We start from the raw sequence: 24,730 nt of genomic DNA, 5'->3' as shown, positions 1-24,730 counted from the left end.
TCCTAAAACGATCCTTTAAGCAATGGTAACTATCTATAGTTTACACTATATTTCGACAAAATAAGAAGCCCCGATTCGCCATTTGATCATCTGGCGAATCAGGACCCCTATTTCAATCCTTTATTTCGTTAAATCACTCACTTATGGTTCAATTCCCCATTGGAGACTTCCCGCGATATAACCAGTGACTTTGGACCAGTCCGTATAGGAAGTCTGACTACCTGCAAAAGAATAATCATCCGTTTGCGTATAGTTGGTCCAATTGTTCTTGGAGATGCGCGTATGGATTTCCGTGCTTTGTCCCGCATTCAGAGTTCCAGCTGAAGCTGTGAATCCAATCTCAAGCACGTGATCAGCACCTGTCCGTACCGGATTGAGTGCACTGAACGTGCCTGTCACATTCGCACTGCCGGCAGTCGCCCAGTCAGCGAAGAAGTTCTGAGGCTGTTCACCGTTTATCGTGTAATAGTATCTGATTTTCACATCAGACAGATTCAAGGCTGTAGTACCCGTATTTGTCAGTTTGAATTTGGGACTAATCGAGCTGCCCGTCGCTGAAGTGTTGCTGTTAAACATCTCAATGCGTATGGTTCCAACAGGTGCAGCTGTCGTGTCTTTAATGAGCAGATTCAAGGTCGCGTGAGCGCCTGCGCTGAATTGAAAGGTTAGCGTCGCTGCGCCATTTGGCAGTGAAGCCAGGTAGTTTTTACTTAATACGACCTCATTGCCTGTCAACGTGTAATCTGTACCTGAAACCAGCGCTGCATTCCCGTTGCGAATGGATGCAAGTGTATTGCCGTTAAGTGTTAACGTGACTGGAATATTAACCTGATTGTCTGCTTTGCGATCAAATTCCGCTGTAACCGGTGTAATCGCAGAGTTGGTCACTGGAGTACCCCCGCCGTCTCCTCCGCCATTGTTACCTCCAACACGATCAGCATACAAAATTCCGCGGCCATTTGTTCCGAGATATACTCTTCCATACAAACGCGGATCACCCGTAATTGTGGTTACACGAGCATACTGATGCTGATCATCATTGATACGAACCCAATTGGCACCACCGTCATCGGAGCGGAAGAATCCACGTGTTCCATCGATCTGTGCAACCGTGTATAACGCAACAACGTTCTGCCCAGGGGCCGCTTTACCAAATCCGATACTGTCTGCTTCCTCAACATTGGCAAGCTTTGTGAATGTTGCTCCTGAATCTGTGGAATGCCATAATCCGTAAGGACCTTCTTCCTCACTACCACCTGCAAACCAGAGTTCGCCTTCAACACCTGGAACGGCATCCAGATCGGCATTTCCTTCCATCGGAAGTCCGGTCGCAGATGATGCCGTGAAGGTAGCACCACCATTCACACTCACATAGACTTTACCCGCTGCAAATCCATAAAATTTGTTTGGATTGACACGATCCGAAATCACTTTTGCCTGTGCAGGTATGCCCGTACTTGCCGTCCATGAATTGCCGCCAGTCGAATAATGTACGCCTTTATCTGATGTGCTCCATACGAGTCGGTTACCATTCGCAGAGATCGCTACGGTCCCCCCTCCGGTTGTGCCGGCAGGTTCTGCATTGGCCTTATACCACGTAGTGCCTCCGTCACTGGACAAACCAATGGATTTTGCATTTGGATCAGCAGCATAATCTGCTTTACCTACGCGAACCATCGTATTTGGACTTAACTCTGCAAAATCCAGACTTTCTGTGGAAGGATAGTTCGGGCTCGTAAATATGGTAGCTGGAGCCTGGTCCAGATTGTTATGACGGAATCCGGAGACATCCCCCACTCCGCTTATCAAATGTGCACCACTTGGCGGGCTGATCAGATCCAGTACGGCAATCTCCTCAACCCCCTTCGCCATCACTGAAATATTGATTTTTTCATCATCATCCCAGTCTGTCAGGTTCTTCGTGCCATAGATCGTAGCACCCGTTCCATACATCATGCGATCCGAATCAAACGGATCAATCTCCAGATCACCGATCATCCAACCCAATTTTGGGGTTGTTTCAGGTGGGGCAGGATTGGTGCCAAATGTGAGCCATGGCGCTGCCGAAATATCCTGTGTATAACGCAACTTCCGGTTCGGATATCCTTCAAATTCCCATATGCGTGTCCATGTCGCTCCGCCATCTGTACTACGAAACAAGGTCGCATCCGGCCACCAGGAATTCAATGTCGCAACCATCAATGTACCTGGATTCTGTGCATCAACAGCTAACCCACCATATCCAAAATAATTATCCGTGCTGCTGCTTGGAACAGGGCTGATATTGGTCCAGACACCTGTCGACGTGTTCAGTTTCCACACGTCACCTTTTTCCCCATCATAGGGTCCAACACCATCGCTGTACGTAATATAGAGGCTTCCGTCTGAATCAAACACACCATGATGCGGGATATAACCTGTAGGTTGACCAGCAACAGCTGACCAGGTCAGGCCGCCATTTGTGCTGCGATACACGCTTTGAGCTTTATCCGCAACACCCACATAGATTGTCTGGGTTGCTTGCCCTGCCGAACCTGTTGTTTTGTCAAACGTAATCCATGCCAGACCTACGATGTCACTGGTATATTCATTCGAGGGATCTTGCACATAATTTCCCGGATTCGGGAAGCTAGTAACTTCGTTCCAGGTCACACCGTAATCGGTACTTTTCCATAACCCATGACCACTTCGTGCACCGAAATACAGAATACTGTTATCATTTGGGTCCACGGTCAGACGTTCTCCCATTGAACGTCCCGGCATGTTGCCGCCCACTTTAAACGGAAGTGTTGTGGTCTGCCATGTATCTCCCCGGTCCGTAGAGCGCAAGATGGAGCCATTATTTTGGTCCCACGAATTCGTATACGTCCCAACTGCCATATACACCCGATCTGGGTCAACCGGGTCCGTAGCCAGTGCGTCCACACCATTCTTGTTCCAGTCATCCCAGCCGACAAAATCCGTTAAGGGTATCCACCTCTCGTCAGCCGCATTCCAGCGATAGGCTCCCCCGATATCCGTACGGGCATAGATCAGATCCTTTTCCGACTCGTTGAAAATAATGCCCGGTACAAACCCGCCTCCTGCACCCGTCACCACATTTTTCCACTCATAGGCTTCACTTGGTGCCGCCGCTGTCGTTCCAGCAAGTCCTCCCAGCGAGGCGGTTACTACGGCAACCGTCAGGCTCATCATTCGTAATTTCCCCATAAACGTTCTCATATCAACTTATCCTCCTCTTCTACTTCGTTACTGCATTTCGGTCTATCCCCGCTGTCTCATCGTGCTGATGATGGCGTGCCAGACGAATCAATGCATCTTTTGATACAAGAAGCCTCACCCCCTTCCAGTCATATTGTTAAGCGCTTACATAATTGTTCTTGATTCGCGGTTATCTGGATAATACTTTCAATAAATAACATTCGCTGGCAATCTCCAAACCCCTCTGTCGAAATTCCGATTTTTGTAAAATATTTTCAGTGTTTAAACTCGTTTATGCAACAAAAAAAGATGCTGTTAGAACAGCACCTTTCGACGGTTTATATAAGATTAAAAAATGGAATCGTTTCTTACCTGACAAACCAGACAGAGGTTCACTAAGGTTCACTACATAATTGGCACCTGTTTATTGCTGGCTACCATAAGCGTGAGTTTCCTGCCCTTTAACTCCCGGTCTGATGACAAAAAGTGAGCCCGCATCCGGTGTCTCTTTCAGACGTTCTTCCTTAATCCCTATACGTGCTGTTGTAATGTATAACTCTTCGAGATCCGGTCCACCAAAACAGCAGGATGTTACCTGATCTGCCGGCACCTCGATCTGTTGCAACAGTTCTGATGTATGCGGGTTCCAACGCGTGACTCTTCCTCCGCCCCAATGCGCAACCCACAGCATGCCTTCACCATCAACCGTCATCCCATCCGGAAAACCGAATTCCTCCGGTATGTGAATGACACTTGTCCGATTTTGTATCGTACCTGCCGTCAGATCAAAATCAAACCGGTCAACAGAACGTGTCGGGGTATCAATGTAATACATGGTCTGGCGATCCGGACTCCAGCCCAGGCCGTTGGATGTAGACACACCTTGTACCATTGTGCGAACGGGTTGCCCTTGCTCCAAACAATACAACGATCCGGCTTTGCTTTCATTATTCATGCTCATCGTGCCTGCCCAGAAGCGGCCCTTCGCATCACATTTTCCATCATTAAAACGATTGGTATCCTTATCTTGTTCAGGGTCCTCAATGGCATGCAGCTCACCCGTAAGCAGGTGATATGTATGGAATCCACTGCGTAAAGCAACCAAAACTTCGTCACCACGATAGGGAACAACCGCCCCGACATGTTCACCGACATCATAAGCCTGATCCTGCCCTGTAGCCGGATCATACACATGCACCTTGAAGCTTTCAATATCTACCCACAATAATCGATTGTTCTCCGCATCCCAGCTTGGACCTTCCCCCAGTAATGCCGGGGTTTGTACTGCTACAGTTACGTCGCTCATGCCATCACGTCCTTATTCAGATTTGACGCCGCCTGACCATTCGAATCCGATGGCATCCAAGAATGCTTTGGACAGTACCATATGGCCCGTTGCATCCGGATGTACCCGGTCATAAGTCAACACAGACGTATAGAAATGATCCCAAAATGGAGCAAATGCAGCCTGTGTATCCACATACACTGCATCATACTCACTGGCTACCCTGCGTACCGCTTCTCCGTAGATATCCATCGTTGCCCGCATCGGGTCTTCCGGATTGGCCTCAAGATAATAAGGCGTCATTAGTACCAGACCTTTCAGGTTGGGACGAACCGAAGCCACCAGTTCACGCAATGTGAATTCGTATTCTTCAAGAAACACATGTGAGTCTGTTGACAATGGGTTGTCGAACTGACGCCATACATCATTAATGCCAATCATGATCGTCAGCCAGTCCGGTTTAAGGTCAAGCACATCACGATCCCAGCGCTGTTTCAGATCACGAATCGTATTTCCACCATTACCCACATTCTGGACACGCAACATCAATTCCGGATAGATGGACCGCAAGAGCGCATAGACTTGCGCTACGTAACCATGGCCCAGACCTGAACTGCCTTCACCTACAGGATGTTCCCGACCACAATCTGTAATCGAATCCCCGATAAACAGAAGCTTGTCATTTTTCTGCAATTTCATCTTCATTTTCTCCTTCGCTCCAAGGCGCTAATATAAGAATAATTGATTAGTCAGGACCGTTAACTTGTTATCATTCAGTGATTACCAGCCTTGATTCTTGAGCCATGTGAGACACAGATCCGACCATACCCGAATCGCATGGTTGTCCTCAGCCAATCCAAGACCATGTGAACCTTTCTCAAAAACGTGCAAATCATAGGGAATGCCATGCTCGCCCAATGCAAGTGCGTAACGCAAGCTATTCTCTACAGGCACTGCCTGGTCAGCGCTGGTGTGCCAGATGAACGCTTCGGGAGCATCCGCTCTTACCTGCTGCTCCGCACTGAAAGCCTTGATCTGCTCGGCAGACGCATCAGACCCAAGCAAATTCTCACGGGAACCGGCATGTCCATAGGACTCCATCGTAATGACCGGATAACAGAGAATGACTCGGTCCGGGCGTGAACTTTGACGTTCAATCGGATCCTCATGATCCGGTTGTCCCTCGTCATACAGCGTTCCCAGTGTTGCAGTAAGATGTCCGCCTGCGGAGAAACCAAGTACTGCAATCTTGGCAGGGTTGATGCCATACCGCTCAGCATGCGCACGAACATAACGTATGGCACGCTGACCATCTGTTATCGGTGCAGGATGCTGGTGAGGCGCCACCCGATATTTCAGGACAAATGCACTAATGCCTGCACGGTTCAACAATTCGGCTATTGGAGCACCTTCATGATCAGCCAAAAATCCATAGCCGCCTCCTGGACACACAATGACAGCGCTCTCGGAACCGGGCTGAATAAATGGAATCAAATGTGGCATTTCGTCTTCATGGCCCTGGGCTGCATAAGGTGCAGCATGATCCCATAAGGGTATCGTTGTTGTCATCTTCATTCATCCTCTCCAAGTAGAACGGAACCATGGGTCCGTTTAAACGTTTTCGAATCTCAGGAATCGATACCATCATAACGGTAATGCCCCTAAGGCATCAATACCTTCCTGGCATCACTTTTTGTTCATTTGGGTACATGTTAGTACAAATTACGGAACTGTTCAGGAGTCACCCCCTCAATCCTACGAAAAGTTGCTACAAAGTGGCTTGCATCTCGAAACCCTACCCTAACTGCAGTTTCCCTAATCGTCAGGGCGGTATCCCCGGTCATGATTTCCTTGGCTTTGCGAATACGCAGCAGAATGAAATAACTATAGGCCGTCATGCCAAAGGACTGCTTGAACAAGGTGTTCAAATGTCTGGATGAGATCCCCGTTACGACAGCCATATGTTCGAGACCAATCTCGGGATTCGCATAATGCTGTTCCATGAATGCAATGAGCGGAGCGAGTCTCTCCACGGCATGTGAGATGGAAGAACGATTGCCCGTCATGCCATGTTTTTTGAGCAAAATCAGAAATCGGTATATATCCGCTGACGCCTCGAGTCCCGACAAATCCTGATCACTTCTGATCGAATCCAGCACTTCCTGGCCGTAATCATTGAACGGACTGCTCTGCTCCCACTGATGCAACGCTGCTTCACCCAGACTAAGTGACTCCAAGATTGCCGGACACTGGGAACCGCCAAATGTAATATAGAATGTCTCCCACTCTCCTTGGGCGCGCACATATTCATGCGGTTCATTCGGCGGTAACAAAATACCGGATGCTTCCCCCAGTATGACGGTGGACCCGGCAAACTTGAATTCTCCGGCTCCCTTTACTGTCTGAAGCCAATGGTAACAGGGATACCCCACAGGTCTGGACACCTTCTCCTGATTGCCGTTATAACCTAGGCTCTCAATATAAAGGGGCAGCGGCTGATCACGTGATGTCATGAAATATCGTTGATGTCGTGGTGAGATAAACATGGGATGCCCCCTTGGATATAAGTTGAAATACACTTCCGTATTCCTATATGAGTCATTACTTTTATTATATTTTAAAAGTCATATGTATCATATAGTATAGGATTATTCTTATACAAGAGGTGAACACATTGATTAGCAGCAAACTGCCCAAAATGTTCTACGGGGGCGATTATAACCCGGAACAGTGGGATCACGAAACCCACCTTGAAGACCTGCGCATGTTCCAATTGGCAGGCATTGATATTGCCACAATCAACGTATTTTCATGGGCACTGATTCAGCCTGATGAAGTTACTTATCGTTTTGAAGAACTCGACCAACTCATTAATCGTTTATATGAAAATGGTGTCTATATATGCCTTGCAACAAGCACTGCTGCCCATCCGGCTTGGATGGCAAAGAAATATCCAGACGTGCTTCGTGTAGATGCCGATGGACACAAACGCAAATTCGGTGGGCGCCATAATTCCTGTCCCAACAGCCCAACCTATCGCAAATACGCTGAGAAGATTGCGGATAAACTGGCCGAACGATACAAGGATCACCCCGCGGTTCTCGTATGGCACATCTCCAACGAATATGGCGGTGAGTGCTACTGTGACAACTGTGAGAAAGCGTTCCGCGTGTATCTGAAAGAACGCTATCAGACTCTGGAACAGGTCAACAAAGCATGGAACACGAATTTCTGGGGGCATACCTTCTACGATTGGGACGAGATTGTATTACCGAGCAACCTGAGCGAGCATTGGGGTAACAACAATTCAACCTTCCAGGGAATCTCGCTGGACTATTCTCGCTTCAACTCCGACAGCATGCTGGATTGTTATCTGTTGGAATACGATGCGATCAAAAAACATATTCCGGATTCCGTTGTGACTACCAATCTGATGGGATTCTTCAAGCAATTGGACTATTTCAAATGGGCAAAATATTTGGATATTGTCTCCTGGGACAGCTATCCCGGTCTCGCAACACCCGTCAGCTTCACGGCAATGGCTCATGACCTTATGCGCGGACTAAAGGATGGTCAACCGTTTATGCTGATGGAGCAAACACCAAGTCAGCAGAACTGGCAGCCATATAACTCCCTGAAACGTCCAGGTGTCATGCGTCTTTGGAGTTATCAATCTGTTGCGCACGGGGCCGATACCATTATGTTCTTCCAGCTTCGCCGCTCCATCGGTGCTTGTGAGAAGTATCATGGTGCAGTTATTGAGCATGCTGGGCATGAGAATACACGTGTATTCCGCGAAGTCGCTGAGCTGGGCAAGGAATTGCAGATCCTTGGAGATACCACGCTAGATGCATCTGTTGAATCCAAAGTAGCCATTGTGTTCGACTGGGATAACTGGTGGGCCATTGAAAAATCAAGCGGACCTACGGTTGCCCTGAACTATGTGGATCAGATCCATAAATACTACGCAGCCTTCTTCCGCCGCAACATACAAGTGGATATCATCAGTGTGGATACGGATATGAGCAAATACGACATTGTCCTTGCCCCTGTCCTTTACATGGTTAAACCAGGGTTTGCCACCAAACTGGAGAAGTATGTTGAAGCAGGTGGAACATTCCTGACGACCTTCTTCAGCGGCATTGTCAACGAGAACGACCTCGTGACTACAGGTGGATATCCGGGAGAACTCCGTAAACTGCTCGGAATCTGGGTGGAAGAGATTGATGCCCTGCTACCTGAGCAAAAGAACCGCATTGTCCTCAAAGAAACCTACGGTGATCTTCAAGGAGAGTATGGCTGCGGCATGCTGTGTGACCTGCTGCACAGTGAAGGAGCCGAAGTCATCGCGGAGTATGGAGATGACTTTTATAAAGGCATGCCTGTTGTGACACGTAATACCTTTGGCCAAGGTGAAGCCTGGTACGTTGCATCCGACCCGGATGAACGCTTCCTGGATGGTTTGCTGGGACAGCTTGCAGCAGCCAAGAACGTAGAATCCTTGCTTGAGACACCAGAAGGTGTTGAAGTAAGCGCACGAACCAAAGACGGCAAACCCTACCTGTTTGTCATGAACCATAACGCAACCACACAATCCTATGATCTGGGAACAGCTAAGGCACATGATCTGCTCACCAATCGTGAGCTTTCGGGAAGTGTTGAGATTGAAGCCCGTGGAGTGCAATTGCTCGAAATGAAATAAGCGATTTCGCTTAATTGGAATCATTCGGAATAATATAATGTAATAGAAATACCTGTGATACAAAGTGTCACATATTCATTCCTTTTATACTTGTTATTGTCTTCAGCGAGGATATTGGTATAGATTTCAGACCTTTATCGTCTTCTGTAAGCCAAAAGCTGCTACTTCCCGTATCCGTCTACACCGGATACGGGTTTTTGGCATGATCTGTGGTCTTTTTGATAGAAGGAAATATCAGTATGTAAAGCGAATTGGACGAGAAACACATTTTAACAAAGCCTGCCGGAACATGCTTGTGAATCCTGATGCTGATCCATTATAAAATAATGAACAGTTGAAATATTGGTGACACTCATGATGTCACTTAATCGTTGTTACAATAGAAATATAACTACGACATCACTTTCCGGCGGCGCAGATCGAAACGGAGTGGCTGACATGAACAGAACAAATCGGCTTGCTGCCATTGTAATGGCATTACAGCATGGTCACGAAACGGCACACTCATTAGGAGAGAAATTTGAGGTTTCCCGTCGCACGATTCTCCGGGATATTCAGTCCCTCTCCGAGATGAATGTGCCCATTATTGCCATTTCCGGTCCGGGAGGCGGTTTCAGTCTTATGGAGGGTTACGTATTACCCCCATTACAGCTGGACCCGGTAGAAGCAGCGACGCTCCTATTCGCTCTTGAAGGTCTAAGTCGCTACGCCGACACACCCTTTCATGAGAAACGCTGGACCCTGATGAACAAAGTTAAGGCCATCATTCCGGATGATATTATGTCTCGAATTGATCCCATGCTCAAACAGCTGCATCATCATATTCCAGACCGCAATTACATTCTTCCTCATCTGGACGAACTGCTGGCATGTATACCCGAACACGGGTGGCTTAGTGTGCTGTATCGCTCCGCATCACGTCAGCGATGGTTGCATATCTGTCCCACACGGGTATATGCTTCCTCTGGCTTCTGGTACTGTGAAGCATATTCCCTCGAACATGGTGAACAACGTCTGTTCCGGGTTGACCGAATTATCGAAGTCAAAGCGATCGAAACACAGGATGCACAGGTGCTTAAGGAACAGGCGGAGCAACAGCAGAGCAAGCCGATCCCTCCAGAACAGCCGCCAACCCTGGTTAAGGCACAACTGAGTTATCGGGGAATGATTGAAGCTGAACAGGACGAGCATATTGGTGAAAAGATGATTGAAATTGCCCCGGATCTCTGGGAATTATCATTCCTTTGTCCACCAGAGGAATGGGACTGGGCCGTACGATTCTTTTACCGATTGGGACGTGAAGCCGAAGTGATCGCACCCCTCCAACTTCGCAGTGAGATTCGTCAGCATGCCGAGGAAGTGAGCCGGAGATACCTTGCATCAACCAAGTCGTAGCATGACTACACACAAAAAGGAGCCTACTGATATCATGACATATGAAGCCGTTATAACGTACGAAGAAGCAGTACAGCGTATCCAGTCTATAGGGCTGCTGCCTCTGGCACCACTATTTGCCGAATACCCTTCACTGTCATCGCTAACCCCCAAAGAACATTGGCACAAGGATGATGAATTGGATCCCTGGTTATGGCGTTCACGTCTGGCTGAAGAGGGCATTGCTGCTTATGGAAAGTTCGTCAAAAAGAAAGCGCTTCTTGTCTCATCTGAGTACTTCCCTTGGGTACACCGACTGCTTGCCGACTCCAAAACCATCAAGGAACAGTATGAAGCGGGTCTGCTCTCCCGTGAAGCGTTCAAACTCCATGCGTTAGTTGCAGAACAGGAAGGCATCGATGGACGTGCCTTGCGATCACAAGCTGGTTTCGGGGCAAAAGAGGACAAAAAAACATTTGACCGTGGACTTCTGGACCTTCAGGGCTGTGCAGCCATTGTGATCAGTGGCACCAAAGAAAAAGAAGGGCTAGCAGAAGGCAAAGTTGCATGGAACAGCTCCGCATACGAGACTGCTGGTCACTGGATGGAACGTCACGGCATTAAGCCGTTTGAAGGTAGCGTTGCAGAGGCGCGTGAACTGCTGGTTGCACAACTGCAACAACATGCCTCACCAGCCGCATTATCAAGCATCGCCAAAGCGCTTGGCATCCGTGGAATCTAAATAAAGCCAATCCCGGTTGTAGTGCAAATTTCAACCGGAATTGGCTGTGGTTCACCATATAATGTAACCCAGACGATAAACAGCCTCCATCCAGAACGATTTAGAGAATTACTCCATCCTTGAATATGGCAATCTCCCGGAATCCATGCTGCTCACTGAGTGTGTGTGACCGTCCTGAAGCAATATCAATCAGTTGGCTGAACAGCTGTACTTTCACCTCATCCATCGTCTGCCCCTCCAACAGCTGGCCTGCGTTGAAGTCAATCCAGTGTTTTTTGCGATTCGCCAGATCGGATTGGGTCGCAATCTTGACGGTAGGTACCGGACCTCCGAAGGGAGTCCCCCGCCCTGTTGTGAAGAGCACAATATGTGCACCCGCCGCAGACAGTGCCGTTACAGATACCAGGTCATTACCCGGTGCTTCTACAATGTTCAGACCGGTTTGAGTTACACGTTTGCCATAACGCAGAACGTCGACTACGGAAGAACGTCCTCCCTTTTGCGTACATCCAAGTGACTTTTCCTCCAGCGTTGTGATGCCACCAGCCTTATTCCCAGGTGAAGGATTCTCATAGATGTTCTGGCCATGGTTCACAAAATATTGCTTGAATCCGTTCACAAGGTCCACCAAATCGTGAAATACCTGCTCATTGGCAGCCCGGTTCATTAAGATCGTCTCCGCACCAAACATCTCCGGAACTTCCGTCAGAATAGCCGTACCCCCGGCAGCAACCAGCATATCAGCAACTGCACCGACCAGCGGATTGGCTGTAATGCCAGATAAACCATCGGAACCGCCACACTTCAAACCAATTTTGAGTTTGCTGAGCGGAAGCGGCTGCCGTTGTTCATGTTCAGCGATCTCCACAAGTTCTTCCATCAGTCGAAGCCCTTCCTCAAGCTCGTCATCCGTTTCCTGTGCTTTGAGAAACCGTACTTTACCGCGGTATTCTGGAGCAATACACTCACGGAATTCATCGACCTGATTGTTCTCACAGCCCAGACCGATGACGAGCACGCCTCCTGCATTCGGATGCTCCACCAAGGAGGCCAGCAACTGTTGTGTATATTTCAGATCATCACCAAGCTGTGAACACCCGAATGGATGTGGAAAGTGAAATACACCATCTACCCGGCTTCCAAACTGGGACTGCCCCATACGTGCCAATGCTTCACACACTTTATTGATACATCCAACCGTATTCACAATCCAGATCTCATTACGAATACCTGCGTCACCATTGGGGCGCAAATATCCATCGAATGAGCGCAGATGTTCCGGAGGCATGTCTGTCTGAACCTGGGCTCCCGGTTGGTACTCATATTCAAGCAATCCGTGCAGCCCCGTCTTCAGGTTGTGACTATGAATCCAGCTTCCCTGCTCGATCTGCTCTTGGGCAATCCCGATGGAGAAACCATACTTCATTACATCATCACCTGGTGCCAGCGTATGCACAGCAATCTTATGCCCCTTCGGCACGTCATCGAGCAATGTAAAGGAAACACCGTCTGGCAATGTAATACGTTCTCCTTTGGCATAATCCCGAAGCGCTATAATGACATCATCCTGTGGTTGAATGGCAATCCAGTCATTGATTGTACTTGTTGTGTTCATTTTCCTTCACCTTCCAACAATCCGATTTCACGAACAAGTGCTGCACGCAGCCCTTCTCTTGCATCCAGATTTTCGCCCCAGATCAGGGTATCTGACAACACAGCCGCTACCCGGTCATCCAATTGTTTCTGATCCCTGTTAAGCGTGTCATAACCGTCCCAGTGTGCAGCCAAAACAGCCAGGACATCCGGGTCATCCCGCAGCAAAATGTCCTCTCCATTCAGTCGTTGAACCTTGTAACCTTCTGGCGTATTTACCGGACGATAGAGACACAATAATCCAGCAAACCCTTGAATTAAACGTTCTGGCCAACTTCCCTGATTTTGCTCATAAGACAAAAGTGTTGGCAGCACACGAACCTTGAATTTTCCGATCGTATTCAAAGCAATATCTTGCAATTTGTGATCAATATACGGGTTAAGGAACCGTTCGAACACTTCTTCTGCATACTGGTCCAGCTGATGATCGGGCATATCCAGAGCAGGCACGATCTCCTGATGCACAGCTTCCCTGATCCATGAGCCAAAATGTGTATCTTCCATCGTTTCTCTCACATGCTGCTTGCCTTGCAGAATGCCGAGGGATGACATTAAGGTATGTGCCCCATTCAAAATACGAACTTTGCGTACCTGAAAAGGCTTCAGATCTTTCACCCAATGTACATTGAGACCTGCCTGCTTGAGAGGAAGTTTTTTGTCCAAAGATTCATCACCCTGAATGGCCCAGAAATGATATGGCTCTGCCGTATTAATCAACTGGTCCTCATAACCCCAGCGATTCGTCAGGGAATCGGCTTCCTCCTGGGTCGGCGCACCTGTGACAATTCGGTCTACCAGATTGTTCAAGAAGTGATTATGGTTCTCGATCCATGAACGGAAGCCATCCGAATACCCATAATCCTCACTATGACGGAGGACACAACTGCGAAGCACGTCACCATTGCCTTCAAGCAGCTCACATGGTAGATGAATCAAACCTCTGGATGGATCACCATCAAATTTCAAATATCGCTGATGCAGGAAAACCGTTAATTTCCCCGGAAATGATTGGACGGGTTCACCCTCGATATAGTCCGCATACGTATATTTCAATCCTGATTCGGTTGTATTGGAAATAACGAACTCAAGTGAAGGCAGTTCCGCCAAGTTCAGAAAGGCATCCCATTCCTCATACGGATTGATACACTGTGAGAAAATGGAGATCAACTCTGTCCGCTCAACTGGCTTCCCTTGAGAAAGCCCTCGCGTAATCATCGTATATAATCCGTCCTGATCACGAATCTGCTCCAGCTTGGCTTTGCCTCCCGGTCGTGGTTGGGTAACAGCTACACTTCCATGGAATTTGCCTTGTCTGGCACTCTCATGAAGCATCCAGTCTGCAAATCCTCGCAAGAAATTACCTTCTCCAATCTGCAAAACCTTCACGGGACGCTCCATAATCTCCTTGCACTTGCGCTGACCATCGCTCCCCAGTAAATTCAGCTTCAACCTTGGCCGTTTCGTGCTCGCCGACATGGACACTCACCTCATCGATTATTTGTACTGCCGGAATGCAGCTCGAAGGCTCTGCACCCTTTTATTGTAAACGCTTTAAATTCATTGTATCATCAATAAAAGGAAATTAAATTGCTTATATTGCGGTAAATATACTCTCTCATGACCAGGTATAACATCTCGTTGAAGACGATCGTCTGGAAAGGAGTCTTTATGGAACGTTCACCTGTTCGTACGACTATTCAAGCAGAATCCGGTATTCCGTTCCGCCTGGTGTACAACGATACCAAATCCCCTCAGAACGAGTTGCCAGATCACCTTCACGACTGGCATGAAATTATCTATGTATATCGCGGTCAGGGAAGCATCTTTATTGATACGGGACTTGAGAATATGCAGGAAGGAGATCTGTTCATTATACCGGGCAGCACGGTTCATCGAGCCTTGCCGGATGCAGGCAATCCTGTCACATCTTCCGCATTATTCTTCAGCCCGGGCTTGCTGGCATCCACCGCCGGAGGTGCTGCTTCTTCTTTGCTAAGCCTGTTTGAACGTTGTCGTAAACAACGCGTGTATAAGAGGCATCTGAACACAGATGAGCAATCACAGGTGGCCGCCCTCATTGATGATATTCAGACCGAATTCCAGCTCGGTCATCATCTAAGCGCACATGCGGCCCTGTTAAGGCTGCAACTGTTGCTCATTTTTCTGGAACGTCTGGAAGCTGCTGGACCTGCGAATCCGGGTAAATCCGCTCCAGGTCCCTCCTGGCTCTCTTCTACGATCTCTCATATTGACGATAACCTTCGGAATGGCCTGTCCCTCCCTGAACTGGCACAGTACGCCTCTGTATCCCCTGCCCATTTCAGTCGTGCATTCAAACGATACACGGGTATGACTCTAACGGATTATGCATTAGCGCGAAGGGTCATTATGGCGAAAGAGCATCTGGTCCAAAGTGATGAGACGATGGCAGCCGTGGCCGATGCTTGCGGGTTCGACAGCCTGCCCCACTTTTACCGTCAATTCAAAAAATTAACCGGTACAACGCCCGCAGCTTACCGCAGAACCATGAACAGTTCACGTTAAAATAGAACCAGACTGGACGTAGGTTCCTGAGTCTAATCATATATATCCACATATTCTTCCATATGGAAGATGTGGTATGATAATCTAGATTATTACTTGTCGGAAACATTGCATTCCGTTGTCAGAGGAGCTTAACATTCCATGTTAAACGATTTAAATCGCAGGAATATCGGCATCTTCGCCCATGTGGATGCAGGGAAAACAACTACCACCGAGCATATGTTATTTGAGAGTGGTGTCGTCCGCAGTCCGGGACGTGTAGATGACGGAACAACAGCCACAGACTCCCTGGACATTGAGAAAGAACGTGGCATATCCGTTCAGGCAGCCATGACCTCTCTGATCTGGAAGAACACCATCATTGACCTCATTGATACGCCTGGTCACATTGATTTTAGCTCCGAAGTAGAGCGAACACTTCGGGTAATGGATGGCGCTATTCTCATTCTGTCGGCAGTAGAAGGCATTCAGTCCCAGAGTGAAGCCATCTGGCATGCCCTTCGTTCACTTCGCATCCCAACCATCATTTATATTAATAAAATGGATCGGATTGGCGCGTCTGCCCCAGCGGTAATGGAGCAGATTCGTTCCACCCTGTCCCCTTTTGCATGCGAAATCCAAACGTATCAGTTCCACGAAGATTCATTTCATGGCATCGACTCGCTATGGAACCCGAATCAAGATTCTCTGTCAGATGGCACACCTTCCATTCCAGGTCTGGTCGAGATACTTGCTGAGCTAGACGAACAGGTCATGGAAGCCTACATCCAGGAGACTCCGTTATCGCAAAGGGAACTGAATGAAGCATTCCTGCGGTATGTACATCAGGGTGAGATGTTCCCTGTGTGTTATGGTGCTTCCGGCAAAGGAATTGGCGTCACGGCATTGCTGGACGCAGTCCTTGCATTCCTGCCCCCACCTGAACAACCAGTGGATTCTCCCGTATCCGGTGTTGTGTTCAAAATTGAACGTGACCGTACGATGGGACGCACGGCTTACGTCCGTATGTATGGTGGCAGCTTACACAATCGGGATACCATCCATAATTCGACGCGGGAGCTTGAAGAGAAAGTGACGCAGATTCGCCGCATGGATGGACGGAAATGGGCGGATACCGGTGCTGTTCACGCGGGGCAGATTGCTGCGCTGTATGGACTGAGTGGCACACATGTGGGTGACATTATCGGCAATCCTGAAGGTGTACCTCCTCTGCCACAGATGGCTGTGCCTTTGCTGACCGTACAAGTACATGGCAAGGACCCGGCACGTTACCCCGATCTTGTCGCAGCATTGCAAGAGTTGACGGATGAAGACCCCTTACTCGACCTGCAATGGTTGCCGGAGGAACGAGAACTGCATCTCAAGGTCATGGGAACCATTCAGCTTGAGATTTTATCCAGCCTGTTGCTGAGTCGTTATGGATTGGATGTCGTGTTTGATCCGCCATCCGTTATCTATAAGGAGACACCACGCACAGCCGGAGAAGGTTACATCGCCTATACGATGCCTAAGCCCTGCTGGGCCATCCTCCGCTTCAAGATTGAACCTTTGCCTCGCGGAAGCGGTCTGATCTATGCCTCAACCGTAAGGACAGATGATCTGCTGTTACGTTATCAGAATGAAGTTGAACGACGAATTCCGGAAGCCTTGTCTCAAGGTATGCTCGGTTGGGAAGTAACCGATCTGCGCATCACGCTGGTGGAAGGGGAACATCATGTCTGGCATACACATCCGCTGGATTTTGTTGTAGCCACGCCTATGGGAATCATGGATGGATTGTCGAGAACAGGTACCACGTTGCTGGAACCCCTTCTTCAGTTCCGGCTGACGGTCCCGGAAGAATACGGCGGTAAGGCCCTTAGCGATCTGGTACATATGCGGGCGACCTTCGAAGCCCCCGTCATTGGTAGCGGACGTTGTATTATTGAAGGAGTTATGCCTCTTGCCACCTCAATGGATTATCCGGTGAAACTGCGTTCCGAGACAAGCGGCCGCGGAGTGCTTACGACTTCGTTTGCCGGATACCAAGATTGTCCTGCGGATGTGAATCATACTCGCAAACGCAGAGGAGTTAACCCGCTGGATCAGTCGAAATATATTTTAAGTGTACGAAACGCGATTACATCATAAATGGAGTTGAACCTGTGCTTATTAAATTTCTTATCTTTGGCCTTTTATGGCGGATTGTAGGTAATCCGTTCATTGCCATCCTCATTTTACTCGTTATACTGTATTTTCTGGATCGTCGTTACGTCGGGGTGTTCCCAAGCTTCACGAAACCTCTCAAGCGTATGCGTAACATCTCCCGGCTTCGGCAACAGCTTGCCATGAGTCCCAATGAAGTTTCTTCCAAGCTGGAACTGGCTCGCCTGTTAATTGAGCGCAAGCGTTACAGTGAGGCACATGCCTTATTGCTTGAACTGGAGCGCCCATACGAACAATCGGCTGAGTACTGGGAGGCATTAGGGACGACTGAGCTTCATTTGGGCAACATCGAAAAAGGCGAACGTCATATTTTGCAAGCCCTCGAGATCAACCCCAGAGTCAAGTACGGACGCCCGTACCTAACCCTTGCTGGAGCCTTCAAAGATACGCATGAAGACAAAGCGCTGGATTATGTGCATCAGTTTCAGGAGATTCACTCCTCTTCCAGTGAAGCTTATTATCTGCTCGGCTCGGTTCACCGTTCCCTCGGACGCAATGCAGACGCGAAGCAGGCATACGAGCAATCGTTGAACGTGTATCGTTCGTTGCCCAAATACAAAAAACGTCAGGAGCGCCGCTGGGCTGTCCGCAGTTGGTTCCGCAAACGTGGATTGTAATGTCATCCGCTATACGCCGTAATCTTCATATATCACTTTTCTAACCAATAAAAGTGCACTGATCTCTGCCCTCGTATGAGCAGAACCAGTGCACTTTATTCTTAACAACGATTTTAATACACCAATATCTCACGCAGTCGTTCTTCATGAAGACGCATCCAGTCAATCCGCTGTTTGAGTTTCACAATCTGCTCCACAGCCACTTCCGGCTCATCTGTACCCTCAAACATCCGACTGATGAAATGCATGACCACATCCAGACTGCGCAGCAAAATCAATCGAGGTATGGCCAGCAACTCTTCCGGTTTCAGGCTGACCTGTTCCCGAAATCCCCTGATCAATCCCTCCTGTGCCTGCCACATCCAATCTTCACTCTTGTCCATGGTAAGGAGGTCAGACATCGGAACAGCCAGCTCCATTACCCGCAAATCCCATGTCGCAAATTCAAAATCCAAAATGGCACAGATTTCACCATCCTGCTGATCTGCCAATACATTCGAGGCATTCACATCCCCATGAACCATTTGATGCGGCAGATGTTCCATACCCCGCAGGGCTTCAAACAGATCTGGCAGCTCATCTCTCAGTTGCTTCAACTCATTTGCACATGCGGCCAGTTGCTCTGGCGGCGATGTGCACAGCTGTAATAATCGTTCTGGTGAACAGAGCGGATACGCATCCTGAATTCGATAATATGGTGGATACACAGGTTCAAGTGGTATATCCAGGGTAGCCATAACAGAAGACAGGGCCCCCGCCGCTTTACCGAGCCCTATCAATTGATCTGGTGTATGCCAGATGGGATTGACGCCTTCCCTATAATGAAACAGAGTCACGATTTTGGTATGACCTGTCAGGGTATCTTTTACAGAAAGAAATGTACCTCTCTCACCAGATAACCGCCTTACAGGTGAAGGTGTATCAAGCTTAAAGTTCGAACGTTGGAGGGCTTCCAGCACCTCGTGTTCAAAGGTGATTTTCATCGGATCATTATGTGTTTCATATTGTCTCATGACGTAATTAGTCCCGTCTACATGGAGCATGTAAGTAGAATTATTCATCCCACCCTTTCCACGCTCGCCTTTCCAGTCCGATGTGAAACCATATAAGGCCAACACTTCGGATATACGCTGCTGCTCTGAAGGATGGAGGGAACCGGAATCGATGTTTTGCACCAAAAATTAACCCCTTTATCTCACAAAATGGAACTGTCTTTTATTTATCTTAAAGGAAGTCCATCGCTCGGTCTAGTTCAGTTCCGAAACTATCAAGAGAATGGATAGTATCCAGTCCGATTAAGCTGCTCTGCAATGACACGATATCCTCTTGCATTGGGATGTACTCTGTCCCAGAACAACAGTTCACGCTCACGACCTTCAAACCTGTCATATACCTGAGCACACGCATAGTTGCCCGATCCCGCTCCATTCAGAAACGAATTATATTGGCGCACCCAGTACGCAGCTTCCGTCGCTTGTGGATACGGGTTGTACAATCCGATGGATCGGACCATATACTCATTGTTGCGCTTTAACTGCCGAATGTGCCGCATGATCTGGGATACATTACTGCGGGTTTCTCCGAGTACCTGTGTCATTTTGCTGGCATTTGGAATGCCATTACTTGCTTTGAACGTACGAATCAGATCATTCCCGCCAATGGATATGGTAATGATATCCGCTTCACGGAGCGATTGCCGCACTCGGGGATGCGAAGAGATCATCTGCAACATTTCCCCCGACGTCAGTCCATTCACGCCCATATTCTCCATGGATACAAACGTACGAACATTCATTTCCGCCATTCGCCGATATAAAGGAACAAAGCCGGTGCCCAGCAACGCTCCTGTACCTACCGTTAATGAATCTCCTATAGCCACATATCGATATACCATCCCGTCGCCCCTCTCTGCTGTGATTTCTCTGAACAATAATGAACTGCTCTATATCTTATGATGAGTGGCAAGACAAGGCGCGGGATGGTGTCCTTAGGCATGTACCTTTCTTTTGCATAAAACCATATTTCTTCTCTGTAGAGGTAAAAAAAGAAAAAAGCCCTGCCGTATAACGCGGCAGAGCCTAATCCATTGCAATGCATTACATGCCTATGGTCCGATCCGAATCAACGGAATCTGATTGTTCCTTGTTCGGGAACGGCCACCAGTTGGCCCGGCCAAACATCTTCACCATCACTGGGACGAAGAATGGCAGGAACAGCAGAGAGTACAATATCAGTCCGCTAAGGACTACTGTGGCAATCTGCATCATCGAGAGAACACCGGATGGATACATGGCAGCAAATGTACCGCTCAGAATGACCGCGGCAGATAGAATAACGGTGCCCATGTTCTTCATCGCGTACAACATCGCATCCTGTACTTTCATGCCTTTGTTCTCATTGAAACGGTCCATCAGGAAGATGCTATAATCCACACCAAGTGCAATCAGCATAACAAATCCGAAGAACGGAGTAACCCAGCTAATGCCTGCAAATCCGAGGATATTAACAAAGATCACTTCGGTTAACGCCATCGATGTGAAATAAGCCAGTAATAAGGAAACGATCAGATACAATGGCATAATGACCGAGCGAAGCAGTACTACCAGAATAATAAATGTGCCTGCCAGCATCAGCATTACAGTACGTGTATAGTCGTTATTCGAGATCTCCTGCAAATCTGCAAACGTGCTGGTAACGCCACCTATGGCGATATCTGCTTTTTCAAGTGTACTGCCTTGTACCGCGCGATGTACTGCCGCCTCAATGTCAGGAACACGATCAATGGCTTCTGTTCCGTATGGATTTTCGGCGAAAATAACATCAATCGTCATCGTTTTCCGATCTTCAGACAGATACGTATCAAATACCTGTGTGAAGTCTTTGCTGTTCAGTGCTTCATCAGGAACGTACCAGCCTGCCAGATCGGAATCTGGTGAATTTTGCAATTGCGTCAGGTAGTCCTGCGCTGAATCCAGTCCACCGGATACCTGTTTAATACCATCGACACTTTGATTCAGTCCATCTGTCAGTTGTGTCAGCTGACCACTCAGATCCGAGAAGCCTTGTTGGATTTTCTCCTGACCACCCTGAAGCTGGCCAAGTCCATCCTGAATGGAAGGAATTTCACTAATCACTTTGCCCTGACCATCCGCAGCCTGTTTGAGACCGGATTGCAACTGACCAATTCCCGTTACAATCTGGCCCAGGCCATCGGCAAGCGCCTTTTGTCCGGCTGCTGCGGAGGCAAACCCTTCATTGGCCTGATTAATTCCAGCAGCGGCTTCCCCAAGTTTGGTCTTAATTTGACCCAAACCTTGCGCAAGCTGCGCCGTGCCAGAACCTGTTTCACCAATCGTACCTTTGATACGTTGGTAATCAGCATCTTGCTGTAATTCAGGATACCGCTCTTCAAGTGCTGTGAAGGATTCGGACAGACTGGTTAGAGCTGTTGAAACCCCGTTCAGCTGTTGTTCCAGTTCGCGGGTTCCATCCCCCAGTGCAGCGACCCCTGCTCCCGCCTGACGATAGGCTTCAAGCAACTGATTGTTTGCCTGCGCAAGTTGATCTGCACTCGTTTTGGCTTGCTGAAGTCCGGCTTTCAGATCACCCGCACCTGCGGAACCATCTCGAATGCCTTTTTCAATCTGCCCAAGTCCCTCACTGAGTTGCGTGATACCCGATTGCAACTGGGAGGTTCCTTTGGTAAGTTCACCTGCTCCATCAGCAGCTTCTTTTAATTGTGGTTCATTTTTACTTAGCTGACTGCTGGCTTCACTCAGACCATCACGGATTTTGTCCAGACCCGTCTTGCCTTCACCCAGTCCATCCGATAATGTTCCGACTTGCTGTGTAACTTCAAAATCTTTAATCTCATCCCCCGTAGGTCGTGTCATACTGCGGACACCAGAGACTCCGGCTACTTTCTCTACTTCCCGGCTAATTTTCTCGGCAACGGCCATATATTTCCCATTATCCATCGCTTCATCGTTCTGGATGACGATCTGACCCGGCAGCGATTCACCCGGACCAAAGCTGTCAGAGATAATGTTGAATGCTTTTACGGAATCATATTTCTCGCCAATCTCATCGAGACTATTGAACGACAGTTTGCCATCGTAGGTTGCCAGAAGAGGCACACAGACAGCTGCAACGATGAGCAGCGCAGCCCATGGACGTTTAAGTGAAAAGCGACCAGCTGCACCATAGATCTTGCTCTCGGCATGTTCAAGTGAACCCTTCGACGGCCAGAATAACTTCTTGCCTAACACCGCCATGAAGAATGGCACGATGGTCACCAAGGCAAGCATCATCACAGCAATACCTACAGCTACGGCAACCGCAGAACGGTACAACATAAACTGGGCAAAGCCAATCGCAATGAATCCAACCAGCACAGCTAGTGCTGAGAAGAGTACTGTTTTACCGGCAGTACGATAGGTGGCAATGATGGCATCCCACGTATTCTCATGATGAGCCAGTTCTTCCTTGAACCGACTGATCAGCAGGATGCAGTAATCCGTACCAATCCCAAACATGACGGCGACCATAAAGATCTGTGTAAATGTGGATATCGGGAAGTCCAGCCCATCCACCAGGAATGCAACAATCTGTTGCGATACAATGTAACTGATCCCCACCGTCAGCAGCGGGACAAACGGAGCTACAAACGAACGGAAGACCAGGAACAGAATGAGTAAAATAAAGACAACTGTAATATATTCCGATTTCTTAAGCCCCTCTTGGGAACTTTCAATGGTGTCTTCATCAATCAGACCTTTACCGGTTATGTAGTGCTCCACATTGACGGACTTCAATGCTTCATTCAGGTCTTCCCGCATTTCCTTGACCGTACGATCTCCCTGATCAATGGATAGCGATGTTAGAATCGTTTTGCCATCAGCTGAGATCATCTTCTCGGACAATTCAGGCTGAGAGAAAGGTTCCAGAATGGACAGAATGCCCAACTTCTCCTTGTCGGCCTCCAAGTTTTTAATAGCCTTCTCTGCCTCTTGTTTTCCCGTGGTACCCAGACCATCCGGATTATAAAATACAAGAGCGATCTGGCTGCCTTGCTGCTCTCCTTTTTGTGCTGCAGCTTCATTCAAAATTGCTGCTGCCTGGGTGGAAGAGTACCCTTCCGGAACCGAAAACTGTCCCTTTTCCCGAATCAGTTCACTCATGTTAGGGGCGGTAAACATCAACACGGCAGCTACAACAACCCATAGCCCCATTAACCACCATCTTGCTTTTAGTATCGTTCTCATTCGTTCTCCCGTCCTCCTTCATGCGATAGCAAAGCTGCAAGCTTCTCAAAAGATTCAATGAAAATTCGGACTTCTTCCGGTTTAAAATGAACCAGATACGGCTCCAGAATCTGCTGTATTTCCTGTTCTGTTTCCCTGTATACTTGTCGTCCGGTATCCGTCAGTGTCAGATATACAACGCGGCGGTCACGTTCATCTCCGGCCCGATGAACCAGATCGCGATCCACCAGCTTGTTGACCAAAGCGGTAATGCTGCTCTTGCCTATGCACAGAAGCTCTGCCAGATCAGAGGGCGTGCAGGAAGGTTTCTCTTCAATCAGACGAAGTGCGCAGAACTGATCGGTCGTTATGGTCTGCCCCACTTGTTCGCGTATCCGCGTATCAAACCGCTTATTGACCATAAAGGAAGCATCCAAATAGCGGTTCACCAAACTTTTTGCATCCGGTGTATTCATTCTTCATTCTCCTTTCCCAAATCTACATAGTTCACTTAACGAACTATTCTTCTGTGAAACTATTCTATAATGAAACAATCTTACAAAGCAATACTTTTTTCCTGCTTTTTTGATGAAAACGACAAAAAAACAGGACGTCCGACTCAGCTCATTGCCAAATCCAACATCCTGTACTGATGATAATCCATATATTTCTTAAAGTAATAAAAGGTCTCTGTGCTACTCTTCGTCCGTATCTTCCTCTTTTTCAAGCACACAACGGAATCGCTCCACACCTGGGTATAATTCACCCAGACTATATACCACAAACCCCGTATTCCGATAAAACTCGACGGCTTCCAGCTCGGTCTCAGCAATCAGTCTATCAGGATTGTATGTTGCCAACAGTTGTGAGATCATACCACGTCCATAATTTTTAAAGCGGTTTTCAGGCAAAACCGAGATATGATGAATGGTAACCTCACTTGTTCCAGTCTTCTCATATCCAATCAGACCGATCAATTGTCCCTCATCTTCGTAACCGCCCATTTGCAATTCGTCTTTCTCTACATATTGTTGCAACGCACGGTTCAAGTGATCCGGATCAGGAAAGACCGAGTAGGACAATAGTTCCTGTACTTCCGGCTCCTGTATGCGTGATTTCAGATTAATTAACACCTTGATTCCTCCTATACCTTGCTTGTTTCCG

At 48.2% G+C, this 24,730-nt stretch carries 18 protein-coding genes; 6 read left to right on the top strand and 12 right to left on the bottom strand.

Annotated features, from left to right (window positions below; translation table 11 throughout):
* Nucleotides 1-141: 141 nt before the first annotated feature.
* The 5 genes from MKY44_RS09390 to MKY44_RS09370 all read right to left on the bottom strand — a co-directional run bounded on the left by MKY44_RS09390 (nucleotide 142) and on the right by MKY44_RS09370 (nucleotide 7,032).
* Complete coding sequence (locus tag MKY44_RS09390; protein WP_445670646.1) at nucleotides 142-3,222, bottom strand: X2-like carbohydrate binding domain-containing protein; 3,081 nt, start codon at nucleotides 3,220-3,222, stop codon at nucleotides 142-144.
* A 403-nt stretch (nucleotides 3,223-3,625) separates the two neighbouring features.
* Nucleotides 3,626-4,507 carry an SMP-30/gluconolactonase/LRE family protein gene (locus MKY44_RS09385; RefSeq protein WP_341006883.1) on the bottom strand — a complete coding sequence of 294 codons (882 nt, stop codon included), beginning with the start codon at nucleotides 4,505-4,507 and terminating at the stop codon, nucleotides 3,626-3,628.
* A 12-nt stretch (nucleotides 4,508-4,519) separates the two neighbouring features.
* Nucleotides 4,520-5,185 carry an SGNH/GDSL hydrolase family protein gene (locus MKY44_RS09380; RefSeq protein WP_341006882.1) on the bottom strand — a complete coding sequence of 222 codons (666 nt, stop codon included), beginning with the start codon at nucleotides 5,183-5,185 and terminating at the stop codon, nucleotides 4,520-4,522.
* An 81-nt stretch (nucleotides 5,186-5,266) separates the two neighbouring features.
* Entirely contained in the window at nucleotides 5,267-6,055 is a 789-nt protein-coding gene (locus MKY44_RS09375) for an alpha/beta hydrolase (protein ID WP_341006881.1), read from the bottom strand.
* Between the two features lie 143 nt (nucleotides 6,056-6,198).
* Nucleotides 6,199-7,032, bottom strand: a complete 834-nt coding sequence (locus MKY44_RS09370; protein WP_341006878.1) for an AraC family transcriptional regulator — start codon at nucleotides 7,030-7,032, stop codon at nucleotides 6,199-6,201.
* A gap of 128 nt (nucleotides 7,033-7,160) precedes the next feature.
* Here MKY44_RS09370 and MKY44_RS09365 point away from each other — a divergent pair, with 128 nt between their 5' ends.
* The 3 genes from MKY44_RS09365 (at nucleotide 7,161) to MKY44_RS09355 (ending at nucleotide 11,304) form a co-directional block, all read left to right on the top strand.
* Entirely contained in the window at nucleotides 7,161-9,188 is a 2,028-nt protein-coding gene (locus tag MKY44_RS09365) for a beta-galactosidase (RefSeq protein ID WP_341006877.1), read from the top strand.
* Between the two features lie 438 nt (nucleotides 9,189-9,626).
* The gene (locus MKY44_RS09360; protein ID WP_341006876.1) at nucleotides 9,627-10,583 is read left to right on the top strand and encodes a helix-turn-helix transcriptional regulator; all 957 of its coding nucleotides are present in this window, start codon (nucleotides 9,627-9,629) and stop codon (nucleotides 10,581-10,583) included.
* 34 nt (nucleotides 10,584-10,617) lie between these two features.
* Complete coding sequence (locus MKY44_RS09355) at nucleotides 10,618-11,304, top strand: AlkZ-related protein (RefSeq protein WP_341006875.1); 687 nt, start codon at nucleotides 10,618-10,620, stop codon at nucleotides 11,302-11,304.
* A 100-nt stretch (nucleotides 11,305-11,404) separates the two neighbouring features.
* Here MKY44_RS09355 and MKY44_RS09350 read toward each other — a convergent pair whose 3' ends face one another.
* Both MKY44_RS09350 and MKY44_RS09345 read right to left on the bottom strand, forming a co-directional pair.
* Nucleotides 11,405-12,919: a UxaA family hydrolase gene (locus tag MKY44_RS09350; protein WP_340936308.1), complete on the bottom strand. Its 1,515-nt coding sequence runs from the start codon at nucleotides 12,917-12,919 to the stop codon at nucleotides 11,405-11,407.
* Entirely contained in the window at nucleotides 12,916-14,433 is a 1,518-nt protein-coding gene (locus tag MKY44_RS09345; protein ID WP_341006874.1) for a tagaturonate reductase, read from the bottom strand. Before MKY44_RS09345 ends, MKY44_RS09350 begins: the two co-directional genes overlap by 4 nt.
* A gap of 192 nt (nucleotides 14,434-14,625) precedes the next feature.
* Between MKY44_RS09345 and MKY44_RS09340 the strand changes: the two genes are divergently transcribed.
* The 3 genes from MKY44_RS09340 to MKY44_RS09330 all read left to right on the top strand — a co-directional run bounded on the left by MKY44_RS09340 (nucleotide 14,626) and on the right by MKY44_RS09330 (nucleotide 18,323).
* Nucleotides 14,626-15,501, top strand: a complete 876-nt coding sequence (locus tag MKY44_RS09340; protein ID WP_341006872.1) for an AraC family transcriptional regulator — start codon at nucleotides 14,626-14,628, stop codon at nucleotides 15,499-15,501.
* Nucleotides 15,502-15,642: 141 nt separating this feature from the next.
* Nucleotides 15,643-17,631 (top strand): translation factor GTPase family protein, encoded by a 1,989-nt coding sequence (locus MKY44_RS09335; protein ID WP_341006871.1) that lies wholly within the window; start codon nucleotides 15,643-15,645, stop codon nucleotides 17,629-17,631.
* 14 nt (nucleotides 17,632-17,645) lie between these two features.
* Nucleotides 17,646-18,323: a tetratricopeptide repeat protein gene (locus tag MKY44_RS09330; protein ID WP_026081149.1), complete on the top strand. Its 678-nt coding sequence runs from the start codon at nucleotides 17,646-17,648 to the stop codon at nucleotides 18,321-18,323.
* Nucleotides 18,324-18,436: 113 nt separating this feature from the next.
* Here MKY44_RS09330 and MKY44_RS09325 read toward each other — a convergent pair whose 3' ends face one another.
* The 5 genes from MKY44_RS09325 to MKY44_RS09305 form a co-directional block, all read right to left on the bottom strand.
* The gene (locus MKY44_RS09325) at nucleotides 18,437-19,498 is read right to left on the bottom strand and encodes a phosphotransferase (RefSeq protein ID WP_341006870.1); all 1,062 of its coding nucleotides are present in this window, start codon (nucleotides 19,496-19,498) and stop codon (nucleotides 18,437-18,439) included.
* 92 nt (nucleotides 19,499-19,590) lie between these two features.
* A complete protein-coding gene (locus MKY44_RS09320; RefSeq protein WP_091032011.1) occupies nucleotides 19,591-20,217 on the bottom strand; it encodes an SGNH/GDSL hydrolase family protein in 627 nt (208 codons plus the stop codon).
* 202 nt (nucleotides 20,218-20,419) lie between these two features.
* Nucleotides 20,420-23,587 (bottom strand): MMPL/RND family transporter, encoded by a 3,168-nt coding sequence (locus tag MKY44_RS09315; RefSeq protein WP_341006869.1) that lies wholly within the window; start codon nucleotides 23,585-23,587, stop codon nucleotides 20,420-20,422.
* Entirely contained in the window at nucleotides 23,584-24,042 is a 459-nt protein-coding gene (locus tag MKY44_RS09310; RefSeq protein ID WP_307413774.1) for a MarR family winged helix-turn-helix transcriptional regulator, read from the bottom strand. Before MKY44_RS09310 ends, MKY44_RS09315 begins: the two co-directional genes overlap by 4 nt.
* A gap of 219 nt (nucleotides 24,043-24,261) precedes the next feature.
* Nucleotides 24,262-24,699 carry a GNAT family N-acetyltransferase gene (locus tag MKY44_RS09305; RefSeq protein ID WP_036609514.1) on the bottom strand — a complete coding sequence of 146 codons (438 nt, stop codon included), beginning with the start codon at nucleotides 24,697-24,699 and terminating at the stop codon, nucleotides 24,262-24,264.
* Nucleotides 24,700-24,730 lie beyond the last annotated feature (31 nt).

The sequence above is a fragment of the Paenibacillus sp. FSL R7-0026 genome (assembly GCF_038004485.1).
In the GTDB taxonomy this organism is placed as follows: Bacteria; Bacillota; Bacilli; order Paenibacillales; family Paenibacillaceae; genus Paenibacillus; species Paenibacillus xylanexedens_A.
Note: the sequence above shows the minus strand (reverse complement) of the source record. Positions and strands in the feature narration are given on the sequence as shown.

Excerpts from the sequence above, each read along its gene's own strand:
- MKY44_RS09390 (WP_445670646.1), bottom strand. The coding sequence starts at position 3,222 with ATGAGAACGTTTATGGGGAAATTACGAATGATGAGCCTGACGGTTGCC.
- MKY44_RS09355 (WP_341006875.1), top strand. The coding sequence starts at position 10,618 with ATGACATATGAAGCCGTTATAACGTACGAAGAAGCAGTACAGCGTATC.
- MKY44_RS09380 (WP_341006882.1), bottom strand. The coding sequence starts at position 5,185 with ATGAAATTGCAGAAAAATGACAAGCTTCTGTTTATCGGGGATTCGATT.
- MKY44_RS09320 (WP_091032011.1), bottom strand. The coding sequence starts at position 20,217 with ATGGTATATCGATATGTGGCTATAGGAGATTCATTAACGGTAGGTACA.
- MKY44_RS09335 (WP_341006871.1), top strand. The coding sequence starts at position 15,643 with ATGTTAAACGATTTAAATCGCAGGAATATCGGCATCTTCGCCCATGTG.
- MKY44_RS09315 (WP_341006869.1), bottom strand. The coding sequence starts at position 23,587 with ATGAGAACGATACTAAAAGCAAGATGGTGGTTAATGGGGCTATGGGTT.
- MKY44_RS09375 (WP_341006881.1), bottom strand. The coding sequence starts at position 6,055 with ATGACAACAACGATACCCTTATGGGATCATGCTGCACCTTATGCAGCC.
- MKY44_RS09350 (WP_340936308.1), bottom strand. The coding sequence starts at position 12,919 with ATGAACACAACAAGTACAATCAATGACTGGATTGCCATTCAACCACAG.
- MKY44_RS09340 (WP_341006872.1), top strand. The coding sequence starts at position 14,626 with ATGGAACGTTCACCTGTTCGTACGACTATTCAAGCAGAATCCGGTATT.
- MKY44_RS09370 (WP_341006878.1), bottom strand. The coding sequence starts at position 7,032 with ATGTTTATCTCACCACGACATCAACGATATTTCATGACATCACGTGAT.
- MKY44_RS09385 (WP_341006883.1), bottom strand. The coding sequence starts at position 4,507 with ATGAGCGACGTAACTGTAGCAGTACAAACCCCGGCATTACTGGGGGAA.
- MKY44_RS09345 (WP_341006874.1), bottom strand. The coding sequence starts at position 14,433 with ATGTCGGCGAGCACGAAACGGCCAAGGTTGAAGCTGAATTTACTGGGG.
- MKY44_RS09360 (WP_341006876.1), top strand. The coding sequence starts at position 9,627 with ATGAACAGAACAAATCGGCTTGCTGCCATTGTAATGGCATTACAGCAT.
- MKY44_RS09310 (WP_307413774.1), bottom strand. The coding sequence starts at position 24,042 with ATGAATACACCGGATGCAAAAAGTTTGGTGAACCGCTATTTGGATGCT.